Source organism: Plebeiibacterium marinum (assembly GCF_026013615.1).
GTDB lineage: Bacteria > Bacteroidota > Bacteroidia > Bacteroidales > Marinilabiliaceae > Saccharicrinis > Saccharicrinis marinus_A.
The window spans coordinates 25,962-37,000 of the sequence record NZ_JAPDPI010000050.1; the positions used below are offsets into that span (position 1 = coordinate 25,962).

The window sequence follows — 11,039 nt, forward strand, 5'->3', positions numbered from 1 at the left end:
TTAATTGTGTTAATTGATTCATATGATAATGAACGACCAAAAATATAAAATATTTGAAACTATTATTCATTTCTCACGTAAGAATGTAGCTTTGTGATAAAAATGTATAGTACTATTTACTAACTTTGCGCTTTCAAACGCATTAATTTACAAAGGAATTATTTAAGGATAATTCATGTTAAAATATTAGGTATTATGTCAGTAGCTATGAATCGCCAAAAAAAGGTGACTACTCATGTGTTGAGTGAAATGAAGCATAACAAGGAAAAAATTGCCATGTTAACGGCTTATGATTATTCATTGGCCAAAATTGTTGACCAGGCAGGTATTGATGTTATTTTGGTTGGCGATTCTGCATCAAATGTTATGGCGGGGTGGGAAACTACCCTACCTATTACTCTTGATCAGATGATCTATCACGGGGCATCAGTGGTAAGGGCTGTAAACAGGGCTTTGGTTGTAGTTGATTTACCATTTGGAACTTACCAGGGGAATTCAAAAGAGGCATTAACTTCAGCTATCAAAATTATGAAGGAAACCGCAGCCGATTCGGTTAAGCTTGAAGGCGGCGCAGAGGTGGTTGAGAGCGTGAAAAGAATTATTTCGGCTGGAATCCCGGTGATGGGACACCTTGGGTTAACTCCCCAGTCTATTCATAAATTTGGAACCTATACTGTTAGAGCAAAACAAGAAGAAGAGGCTAAAAAGCTCATTGAAGATGCACATTTGCTTCAGGAAGCCGGTTGTTTTGGAATTGTATTGGAAAAAATTCCTGCAAAACTGGCAGAGCAGGTGGCCAAAGAGCTAACAATCCCTATTATTGGTATTGGTGCTGGTAGTGGTGTTGATGGACAAGTGTTGGTGTTGCATGATATGTTAGGAATTAACCAGGAATTCTCGCCAAGATTTTTACGTAGATACCATAATTTATTTGCAGAGATTACCGGAGCAGTAAGTGGGTATATTGAAGATGTGAAATCGGTTGATTTCCCGAGTGATAGAGAACAATATTAATACAATAAACAAAACAACAATGATCAATAAACAATTGATCATTGTTAGTTGATCATTGATAATTGAATAATGGAAGTTTTATTTGAAGATAATCATATAATAGCCGTAAATAAGAGCAATTCGGAAATTGTTCAGGGCGACAAAACAGGCGATGATGCTTTGTGTGATAAGGTGAAAGCCTATATCAAAAAAAAGTATAATAAGCCGGGTGATGTATATCTGGGCGTAGTACATAGAATTGACCGTCCGGTAAGCGGGGTGGTGGTTTTTGCGCGTACCAGTAAGGCAGCTGCCCGTTTGAGCAAAATGTTCCAGGATAAGGAAGTGAAGAAAACATATTGGGCAATTGTTAAAAACCTTCCGGAAGAGGATGAGGGGCGATTGGTTCATTATATGATAAAAAACCAGGAAAAGAACCGTTCAAAGGCTTTTGATGCTCCAAAGAAGAATTCCAAGGAAGCGATCCTGAATTATAAATTGGTATCAAGCTCTGCCAATTATCATTTATTGGAGGTAGATTTGGAAACAGGCCGCCATCATCAGATCAGGTGTCAGTTAGCTAAAATAGGATGTCCAATCCGTGGAGATTTGAAATATGGAGCCCCGCGGTCATTGAAAGGTGGAGGGATAAACCTGCATGCCCGAAAAATCCAGTTTATGCATCCGGTTAAAAAAGAACCTATTGAAATTATCGCTCCTGTTCCAAAAGAAGAATCTTTATGGAATGAGTTTGATAATGTAGTGGGTAATATTTAATAGCTTATAGCTTATAGCTTATAGCTCATAGCTTATGGCTTATGGCTTATAGCATATAGCGGATCGCTAAGGCTATAAGTCCCTGCTATTTCTCCAGGTTTTTGGATGTAAAGTGGAGGGGTAAAAGGTATTCAGTCTTCTCCACTACTAAAATTTTATCACTACCATCCATTATAGTTTTTATACCTGTATTAAAACGTGACTCTGTTTCAATTAATACCTGTCGGCAAGCTCCACAAGGTGCCGCAGGAGTAGCTATTAAAGAACCATGGTTTAGGGCGGAGATTGAAATTTTTAACACCGCGCTGTCGGGATATTTCGAATTGGCCCAAAAGATGGCTGTCCGTTCGGCACATAGGCCGGAGGGATAAGCTGCATTTTCCTGATTTGTACCGGTAATAATTTCCCCGTTGTCGAGCAGAACGGCAGCCCCAACCTTAAAATTCGAATATGGGGCATATGCATTATGACACGCTTTTCTGGATGCGTAAACTAACTCCTGTTCATCCAAAGGGAGTTGTAATATATCGCTATACTGAAATATTTCAGTTTTGAGTTCAATTTTTTTCATTATTCAGAGTGTTTATTCCAAAAATAGGATTTTGGTTAATAAAATCAAGTATATAAACTATTAGAAGTTTATAATATTTGTTTCCATTTTTTATATTTGCCATTATCACTATAAAAAAGAGGAAAAATGATTGGTAGTTTAAGATTTGCATCGGTGTTATTAGTGTTTCAAATAGCTTTTGGGGTTTATGCACAAAACAATACACGTAAAGATTATATTGGGATGTATAGTGATCTGGCTGTTAGGGAAATGAAAAGGGTAGGTATACCGGCAAGTATTACATTGGCGCAGGGAATGCTGGAGTCTGGCAATGGGAATTCCACTTTGGCCCGCAAATCGAATAACCATTTTGGAATTAAATGCCATAATGATTGGACCGGAAAAAAGGTTTATCATGATGACGACAAGAGAGGAGAGTGTTTTCGTAAATATCAAAATGTATATGAATCGTACCTCGATCATTCCGATTTTTTAGTGGGCAAAAAACGTTATGCTTCGCTTTTTGATTTAAAAATTACTGATTATAAAGGCTGGGCCCATGGATTAAAAAAAGCAGGCTATGCAACCGATCCTAAATATGCCAGACGGTTAATAGATATTATTGAAGAGAATAACCTGGACAGATTTGACAGGGGAGATGTAATAATAGCAAAATCAGACAAAGAAGACCGGAAAAAGGCAACAAAAAAGGTAGATAACTTTATGGTTGATGCTTTTGCTTCACATAACCTTGGAGTTAATAATGGCATTAAATATATAACAGTTCAGGAAAATGATTCTTTTGCAGAAATCAGTAGTGAGTTTGGATTAAAGGAATGGGAAATTTATGCTTATAACGACCTGCAGAGTGAGGCAAGTATAAAACAATATAAGTATTTATATGTACAGCCTAAAAGAAATAAGGCACACAGAAAACATAGGGTGCACCGTGTAAAAGGCGATCAGTCTCTTCATTATATTGCTCAAAAATACGGGGTTAAAATTAGCAGGTTGTACAAATATAATAACCTAAAAGAGGGAGATAAGGTTAAGGAAGGGCAATTGATTTATCTGAGAAAGAAAAATAAGAGGAGTTAATATTTTATGTATAGGAAGCTTTTGTTTTTTTGCTGTCTGGTATTGGGGCTCTTCAATGTCAACGCACAGGAATTTGGCATTCAGCAACAGGCATGGCTTTATAAAATTGTACGTAAAACGCCTTGTTTAAAACGGAATCTTGATCCGTATTTTCAGTACTCTGGAGGAATTCCTGAAAAGGGACGGGTCATGGGTGAAGGAAAAGGTCTCTCATATGGAGTGGTTTCCTTGTGGGATTCTATTGAAAATGATATTCTTTTAAAACCTGAAGTTCTTTCTGTCGATTGGGAAGGGATCCATAAAGCGTCTCCGGGTGTATTGGCTGAAGCTGCAGTTAAGCTTACCCTTTGGGAACTATACTCAAACATTAAGGATGGCTATCATCAGGTTCCTTTATTTTCAGGGAATGATATTGCAAAGGGTATATATGATGAGGCGGTAAAGGCTTTGCCTGCCGAAATGAGATCAGGAGGTTTGCTCAAGAAGAAATATCACGCTGTCTTTTTAGAACTGATAAACCCAAGTCTTAATATTGGAAGAAAACTGGAAGCTTTTAGCCGAGTTCGAAAAGTGAATGCTGCCAGTCAAAAGCTATTTTTTGATAGATGGCATAAAGAAATTAACAGCTACGTAGAAAAGTATTCTGCCATGTATTTTGGTATGTTATGTGGGAGGGAAGTTTTTTTTAAGGGAGAGTTGCTTGCTGTTGGCGAAGGAAGCGGATCGTCCGGATTGCTTCGTGAATATGAAGATCGGGATGGTGGTTATATGGCAACAGGTACAGGAAAAGGGATCGGCCTGTTTACGTATAAGATGAAGGTAAGAAAGGGGATGTTAGAGCCGGATTCTAACACCCAGGTAACAGTAAAGGCCCTTGAGGATGAGCCAACTTTGTTGCATTTGTCGCTATGGGGTATGGATTGGTCAAAAAAGCCACTTGTGGTTGTTTCAAATGGGGACAAAAGTTATCTGCTATTTGGGAGTGGCGAGTTTTCTCCGGATCCTTTATGGAGAAATGGATCCTCTTATTTGGATATGCTGGAAGATTATAGGGCAAAGATGATTGACAAACCAATCAGGGAATTGAATAAAGAAGGGGGCTTGTTGTCGGTTTACGAGAGGGAGCAAACAGCAAGGGATAAAATTCAGCAACAAATAGATCGCAACAATAAGGAGGTAGATTCGCTTAGAAAACAAGTGGAATCAAGTGAGGCTGCCATCCAACAAAGAATAAAAAAGAATGAGGTAAACCTTAGGAATCTGTCGGCTAAAGAAAAAAAGTTAAAGGAACTTCAAAGAAATATAACTGCAGAATATCATAGGGCTGATGAAGCGCAAAAGAAACTGGATGTTATGCGGTCTGAATTGGGAGGTGATGTGCAGGAATGGAAATTTAAAGATTCTATTTATACATTTAAGGATGGGGCAACTTTTAATTTAAGGACCCAGGACTTTATTCTTTATGATGATAGTCTCCAGCCAGGGACTTTTGAAATAAAATTGCTGGCAGCATCTTATTCTGTTTATAGCGATAAAAAGGATGAGGTTCAGTTGTATGTGAATGTTACAGGAGGTGTGGATAAATGGAAAGAAGTGCAGGGAGTTGAAGAAGTTGAAGCAAAAGTAGACACCCTTTATGATGGGAGTATTTATTTTGGTTCAAATCAGTATTGTACGTCCTCAGTAAAAGAAATTATTTCGGGTATTAGTGAATGTGCAAAAGATTCAAATGCTGTTTGGGCTTTTGATTTAAGGGCACATGGTGTAGATACCCTGAATCATCAATTTGCAGATCAAGACAAAATAAACTATCAACTGCATAAAAACTTAGCAAGATATGTCAATTCCAGAAGGGTTGATGTTAGGGTAGTGAGAAGGGATTCTATGATTACAGTGAATATTGATGGGTATACAGACGCAGGAAATACACGATTATTAAATGTGAGTGATAGCCGCTTGAAGGTGCTGAATCGATTTCAAAGCCCTCGGCAATCTATGAATGTTGGATTGAGTGCTTTGCGTGTTTATTATATAGTTAAAGAATTTGAAAAGCATATCGGGCTTGATTTATCACAAAAGGATATTAAAGCATTGGATAGAAAAATAGAGATTGTAGAATTAATTGAGAATTGATATTTTTTTCACACATAAATGTGTGTCACTAACCAATTGAACTAAATAGAAACCTGAAGGTAAGTCGGCGATGTTAATTGGAAGTATTGATGTGGAGGTGTTTATTTTAATCTGTTTAACTGTGTTTCCTTTGTAAGACGTGAATTTTATAATCCCGTTAAACTTACCTAAGTTTGAAATGTATACTTGTGTCTTGGCCGGATTGGGAGTTATTAATATGTCATTGTATTGCATATCCGAATTACTAGTAGATAGGTCAACAGTAAATTCACAAGGGGAGGGGGACTGTTCAAAAGTGTTGTAATTATCTGTCAGCCAATTTTTGTAGTTGTTTATCGAACCAAGTAGCGCATTCTTGTCTCCACTGGTTAATGAGCAGTTATATATCGCGTTGTCGTTTTCGGTAAAATCATTGAGGTTGCATATTTGTATGGCGCTGTATCCGATGGATAAATCGGTAGGTAATGCCGTAGTTGAGTTAGAGAAAGAATCACCATCAAATGTATTGCCGGGTATTGCTGTATCATTTTTATTGAAGCTTATGGCGGCAATAAAAACAGGATTGGTCTTTGATCCTTGATAAGCTAGTATCTGATCCCCGGCAACTGAAATAGTCATTTTATCGCCTGTGATGGATCCATGGGAAGAAACAGCAGATTCGTTTCCGTTATAGGTTTCTATTGTAACAACAGTTCCTGCCTTTAATTCTGATGGAGTATACCATGTAATATGACTTTCCGTGTATGTATTGTTGAAAGAGCCGAATGCAGTCCACCCATTGTCAGTAAAGTTTACTGAAGTGTTGCTTTCAATGTTTTTTAAAAGCAGAAATGAAAAATCATCAGTGTCCCCATCACTATTAATGGCTACAAAAGCAATGTCTCCAGCCTGTAGGTTTGTTTGGGCAACCATATTTACAGACATGAAGTAAACTATAATAAAAAGGCTTATTTTATTCATAATTACAGAAATTTAGTTCCTGCTTGGGTAGATGCCTTGTAGGGCAATAATGAAATGTATAGTGATATAGGGCTGCATGTTGTTAATAGCATGTGAGTTTCCTGTGTTGCCAATACTTATTTCTGGGGCAGCAGCGTCTACATTGTATTGATTGGAATACATATTTTCTCCTGATACGGCAGGGTATTTTCCTGTAGGATCATCAGAATTGGCCTCATCATCATAGGCCTTGTTTGAAACAGATATTGGGTGTGTGTGGGCTGGCAACTGGTTTATAGAAAGGATGTTTGTTTCTGTGCCTGATGATTGCCCCAGATGTCTTGGTGATAAGCCAATCCCCTGGCCGGCATGAATTGGAGCCCTGCCTCTTAAATCAGGTAAGGCAAAGGTTGTTCTGCCATCGCCACCGTATGTTGTTCCCAGTAATGAATATAAGGCAGTGTTTTCACTGATGGGTAAGAGTTGTCCATCGCAGAAAGCCCACCCCCGTGGAGCAAAGTTGCCAGCAAACATGCGTATTTCACCTAGTATTGGCTCTTGGGCAATGATGCCTGTTGTGAATATGAATAAACTGATGAGTAATTGAATTCTTTTCATACTATTATGTCCTTAAATTTTGTTCAAGGTAAAGTACAATTGCCAATATATCAGTTATTTTTGATAATAGAGTATATAAATATTATTAGTGGAAAGATATGGGGGATAAAAGAAGTTTGTTAAAAAATAATATTTCATTGCAGGGGAATTAGATTATGTTGGAAACTCCCCTGTGTGTTTTGTAAATGATGGTGTATAACATCCCAGCCTGTTTCTACAGGCTGGGAATAATTTATTTAACGTGACATTCAGAGATGTTTTTAAATCCATTCAAAAATTCTCTTGCGCTCATTCTTTTCTTTCCGGCAAGCTGCAGTGTTTTGATTTTTAATGCACCGTCAGCGCAGCCAATAAGTATTTCATCCTTACCATTCGAATGAATTTTACCTATTTGTATATCCGAAGGAGAACTCATTTCTGTTTCAAAGATTTTGAGGCTTAGGTTTTTTCCTTTTTCATCTACAATTTCGGTCCATGCTGCAGGATAAGGACTCAAACCCCGTATTTTATTGTATACTTTTTCGATGTTTTCTGTCCAGTTGATTTTACAGTCGTCTTTAAAAATTTTTGGAGCTGGCTTAAGCTTCATCCCTTCGGTTATATATTCTTTCTGATTTTTTGGATCAGCCTTGTCGTTGCAAATGTTTTCTACGGTTTCAATAACCAGTTTTGCACCTAGTAACATCATTTTATCATGAACCGTGCCTGCAGTATCAGTTACTTCAATGGGCATTCTTTTTTGGTCTATAATATTACCTGTGTCAATTTCGTGTTGTAAAAAGAAAGTGGTTACACCTGTTTCTTTATCACCATTGATCACCGCCCAGTTAATTGGGGCTGCTCCACGGTAATGGGGTAGTAAGGAGCCATGTAGGTTAAATGAACCCATGGGGGGCATGTTCCATACTACTTCAGGTAACATTCTAAAGGCCACAATGATTTGAAGGTGTGCATCGAGTGCTTTTAGCTCCGCTAAAAAGTCTTCGTTCTTCAGCTTTTCTGGTTGCAATACCTTGATGCCTGCTTGTAATGCATAGTCTTTAACCGGCGAAGTTCTTAATTTCTGGCCTCTGCCGGCCGGCTTATCAGGAACGGTAATTACGCCAACAATGTTATAGTTGTTCTCCACTAAGGCTCTAAGACTCTCTACAGCAAAGTCTGGAGTGCCCATAAATACAATCCGTAAATCTTCCTTTTTTATCATGGTGTGTCCTTTCTAAACTTATTTGTTCTCTTTAAAATCGGTTTATGTGCTTATAAAGATTTCATGTTTTCACTTTAAAACAGTATTCCCTTTTTGATGGGGCGGGAAGTATGGACAATTTTTGCATCCATTGCCACAACAATATCCTCTTTCAGTCAGGTATTTCTTTGTCATGATTCTGAATCCTCGTGGATCCATTTCAAAATCAACGCCTTCTTTTAAAGGTTTTTGAGGGTAGTAATCATCTATAAAATTCATAAGCACAGTTTTTGCAAAGATATATTAAAAAAAAGACCCTCAAGAATAATACTCAAAGGCCTTTTAACGATAGAGAAAAAAATTATTTCTGAGCAAAATGCTTCATAAACTGTATTCTTAAATAACCTGCCGGATTTACTGATCTTGATTGGGAAAGCATCCCTTTTATTTGCTCTATGTTCGAAAAATCTTTATTTGCCATCCAGTTTTTTAATTCGTTTAGCATTAACTGAACCTGAGCATAACCATTTTTATAAAGAGTGGAGGCAACCTGTACGGCAGTTGCACCAGCCAAAATCATTTTTATCAATGTTTTTCCATCATGCACACCTGTTGAAGCAATTAAATCACAGCCCACCCTTTCCGACATAATGGATATCCACCTTAAAGGGAGTATGTAGTCGTCTGGAGAACTGTAAATGGGAGCCGGGATCACATCAAATGTATCAATATCAATATCGGGCGAGTAAAATCGATTGAACATTACAATGCCATCCACTCCGGTTCTGGAGATCTGGGATATTATTCCCGCAAGGTTCGAAAAATAGCTACTTATTTTAACGGCAACAGGTATGGATACCTCTGATTTTACTGCTTTGATTATATCAAAGAGTACTTTTTCGTTTTCTAAACTTGATGCTTCCGGGTCGGATGGGAGTATGCTGATATTCAACTCCAGGCCATCGGCACCCGCCTCTTCAAGAGATTTTGCAAAATAGGGCCAGTTATGTGAACTGATACAATTAATGCTGGCAATAATGGGAATATTAACCTGTTTTTTGCATTCGTCGATCAATCTCAAATAACTTGTCAGGGTGTCTTCAACATCGTAACCCTCGTAAAACTCCATTGTTTCAGGGTAAAGATAGTTTTCTGAATGCATTTTATGGAGCTCATGTTCCATTTCAGTGACAATCTCTTCTTCAAAAAGAGATTTTAGTATAATGGCACCAACTCCATTTTTCTCAAGCTCAATAATGTCTTGTAAGGAATTGGTGAGTCCTGAACTTGATGCAATAATGGGACTTTTCAGTTTTATCCCCATGTAAGAGGTCGATAAATCAGGCATAATATTATATTTGACGTGGTTTAATTATAGGTATTCAATCTGTTGAATTAAAGTAATACCCAAATTATGAATATTTTATCACATGTAATAAGATTATCATCATCATTTTTTAATTAGTATAAGAATAAACACTATTTGTTAAATAAAAATATGGCTGATACAGAATATAGGGTTGTAGGTATTATGAGTGGTACATCGCTTGATGGGCTTGATATGGCATTATGCAATTTTAAATGGGAAAATGGGACGTGGAGTTTTAAGATCGTAAAAGCAGAAACGAAGGAATACCCCAAGATCTGGAAGGAAAAGCTGGAACATGCTCAGGAGAATAACGCTTTGGCTTTTGTTGAATTGCACAGAATGTATGGCAGGTATATGGGTCAATGTGTTAAGTCCTTTATGGAAGGCATGGGGGATGTTGATTTTGTGGCCTCGCATGGGCATACGGTTTTTCATAAGCCAGAACTGGATACTACATTTCAAATTGGCTGTGGGGCATATCTTGCTGCAGCCAGTGGTTATGATACGGTTTCTGATTTCAGAACTTTGGATATTGCTTTTGGGGGACAGGGTGCTCCCCTGGTTCCGATTGGTGATAAAATGCTGTTTCCGGGGTACGATGCATGTGTTAATTTGGGCGGGTTTGCCAATATATCTTTTGAAAAAAAAGGTGAATTGCTGGCGTATGATATTTGTCCTGTAAACTTTGTCTTAAACAAAATGATGTGGGATAATTATAAGCTGCCCTACGATTTTGGTGGAGAAAAAGGAAGGTCGGGGAATGTGGATTACGATGTATTGAAAAGAATGGATGCCTTGCCTTATTATTGTCAGGATGGACCAAAATCCTTAGCCAGAGAATGGGTTGAAAACGAGTTTTTATTACTGTTGGAGGATGGAGGCTCTTCAGTTGAAGATATGATGGCAACGTGCTATCATCATTTTGCAAACCAAATTGCACAGGTATTGGATAAGAATAAATTAAAAAGGGTATTGTTTACCGGAGGTGGAGCTTATAATGATTATTTAATTGAGTTGGTTAAGGAAAAATCTGAAACTGATATTTGTATTCCTTCAAAGGAGGTGGTAGATTATAAAGAGGCCCTTATTTTTGCTTTTTTAGGGGTTTTGCGTTATGAGCATAAAAATAATTGCTTAAAAAGTGTTACGGGTTCAATTAAGGATAATATAGGTGGGTGTATCTACCTGGCATAAAAAAAGCCGTCGTAACAGACGGCTTTTTCGTATTTCTTATTCTTCGCTCTTGACTTCCGCATTGGGTCACCCTAAAAATATTTTGAGATTATTTCATATAATTCCACTTGATCAGGAGTCATTTTTAGTAGGTTTGATCGTATCTGTTTACTATCAGGTAAGGTGTAATTGATTTGATACATATT

Annotated in this window: 11 protein-coding genes; 5 read left to right on the forward strand and 6 right to left on the reverse strand. The window is 37.6% G+C overall.

Annotation, left to right across the window (positions count from 1 at the left end; translation table 11 throughout):
• The first annotated feature begins 195 nt into the window (after positions 1–195).
• Together panB and OM074_RS18145 are read left to right on the forward strand one after the other, a co-directional pair.
• On the forward strand, positions 196–1,014 hold the full coding sequence (gene panB / locus OM074_RS18140; RefSeq protein WP_301201982.1) for a 3-methyl-2-oxobutanoate hydroxymethyltransferase: 819 nt from the start codon (positions 196–198) through the stop codon (positions 1,012–1,014).
• Positions 1,015–1,083: 69 nt separating this feature from the next.
• Positions 1,084–1,770: an RluA family pseudouridine synthase gene (locus tag OM074_RS18145; RefSeq protein WP_301201983.1), complete on the forward strand. Its 687-nt coding sequence runs from the start codon at positions 1,084–1,086 to the stop codon at positions 1,768–1,770.
• 85 nt (positions 1,771–1,855) lie between these two features.
• Here the strand turns inward: OM074_RS18145 and OM074_RS18150 are convergent, their stop codons facing one another.
• On the reverse strand, positions 1,856–2,341 hold the full coding sequence (locus OM074_RS18150) for a cytidine deaminase (RefSeq protein ID WP_301201984.1): 486 nt from the start codon (positions 2,339–2,341) through the stop codon (positions 1,856–1,858).
• 126 nt (positions 2,342–2,467) lie between these two features.
• Here OM074_RS18150 and OM074_RS18155 point away from each other — a divergent pair, with 126 nt between their 5' ends.
• The gene (locus tag OM074_RS18155) at positions 2,468–3,418 is read left to right on the forward strand and encodes a glucosaminidase domain-containing protein (protein ID WP_301201985.1); all 951 of its coding nucleotides are present in this window, start codon (positions 2,468–2,470) and stop codon (positions 3,416–3,418) included.
• Between the two features lie 6 nt (positions 3,419–3,424).
• Complete coding sequence (locus OM074_RS18160) at positions 3,425–5,551, forward strand: hypothetical protein (protein ID WP_301201986.1); 2,127 nt, start codon at positions 3,425–3,427, stop codon at positions 5,549–5,551.
• Here the strand turns inward: OM074_RS18160 and OM074_RS18165 are convergent.
• From OM074_RS18165 to OM074_RS18185, 5 genes are all read right to left on the reverse strand, one after another.
• A complete protein-coding gene (locus OM074_RS18165; protein ID WP_301201988.1) occupies positions 5,537–6,511 on the reverse strand; it encodes a T9SS type A sorting domain-containing protein in 975 nt (324 codons plus the stop codon). The genes OM074_RS18160 and OM074_RS18165 overlap by 15 nt on opposite strands.
• Positions 6,512–6,523: 12 nt before the next feature.
• Positions 6,524–7,108 carry a phage tail protein gene (locus OM074_RS18170; RefSeq protein ID WP_301201989.1) on the reverse strand — a complete coding sequence of 195 codons (585 nt, stop codon included), beginning with the start codon at positions 7,106–7,108 and terminating at the stop codon, positions 6,524–6,526.
• 232 nt (positions 7,109–7,340) lie between these two features.
• Positions 7,341–8,312: a methionyl-tRNA formyltransferase gene (gene fmt, locus OM074_RS18175; protein WP_301201990.1), complete on the reverse strand. Its 972-nt coding sequence runs from the start codon at positions 8,310–8,312 to the stop codon at positions 7,341–7,343.
• Positions 8,313–8,381: 69 nt separating this feature from the next.
• Positions 8,382–8,570 (reverse strand): C1orf53 family protein, encoded by a 189-nt coding sequence (locus tag OM074_RS18180; protein WP_301201991.1) that lies wholly within the window; start codon positions 8,568–8,570, stop codon positions 8,382–8,384.
• An 82-nt stretch (positions 8,571–8,652) separates the two neighbouring features.
• Positions 8,653–9,639 (reverse strand): dihydroorotate dehydrogenase-like protein, encoded by a 987-nt coding sequence (locus OM074_RS18185; protein WP_301201992.1) that lies wholly within the window; start codon positions 9,637–9,639, stop codon positions 8,653–8,655.
• 150 nt (positions 9,640–9,789) lie between these two features.
• Here OM074_RS18185 and OM074_RS18190 point away from each other — a divergent pair, with 150 nt between their 5' ends.
• Positions 9,790–10,854, forward strand: coding sequence for an anhydro-N-acetylmuramic acid kinase (locus OM074_RS18190; protein ID WP_301201994.1), 1,065 nt, complete (start codon positions 9,790–9,792; stop codon positions 10,852–10,854).
• Positions 10,855–11,039: the final 185 nt, after the last annotated feature.

Coding starts and splice junctions, on each gene's coding strand:
- panB (WP_301201982.1), top strand. CDS start 196: ATGTCAGTAGCTATGAATCGCCAAAAAAAGGTGACTACTCATGTGTTG.
- OM074_RS18145 (WP_301201983.1), top strand. CDS start 1,084: ATGGAAGTTTTATTTGAAGATAATCATATAATAGCCGTAAATAAGAGC.
- OM074_RS18150 (WP_301201984.1), bottom strand. CDS start 2,341: ATGAAAAAAATTGAACTCAAAACTGAAATATTTCAGTATAGCGATATA.
- OM074_RS18155 (WP_301201985.1), top strand. CDS start 2,468: ATGATTGGTAGTTTAAGATTTGCATCGGTGTTATTAGTGTTTCAAATA.
- OM074_RS18160 (WP_301201986.1), top strand. CDS start 3,425: ATGTATAGGAAGCTTTTGTTTTTTTGCTGTCTGGTATTGGGGCTCTTC.
- OM074_RS18165 (WP_301201988.1), bottom strand. CDS start 6,511: ATGAATAAAATAAGCCTTTTTATTATAGTTTACTTCATGTCTGTAAAT.
- OM074_RS18170 (WP_301201989.1), bottom strand. CDS start 7,108: ATGAAAAGAATTCAATTACTCATCAGTTTATTCATATTCACAACAGGC.
- fmt (WP_301201990.1), bottom strand. CDS start 8,312: ATGATAAAAAAGGAAGATTTACGGATTGTATTTATGGGCACTCCAGAC.
- OM074_RS18180 (WP_301201991.1), bottom strand. CDS start 8,570: ATGAATTTTATAGATGATTACTACCCTCAAAAACCTTTAAAAGAAGGC.
- OM074_RS18185 (WP_301201992.1), bottom strand. CDS start 9,639: ATGCCTGATTTATCGACCTCTTACATGGGGATAAAACTGAAAAGTCCC.
- OM074_RS18190 (WP_301201994.1), top strand. CDS start 9,790: ATGGCTGATACAGAATATAGGGTTGTAGGTATTATGAGTGGTACATCG.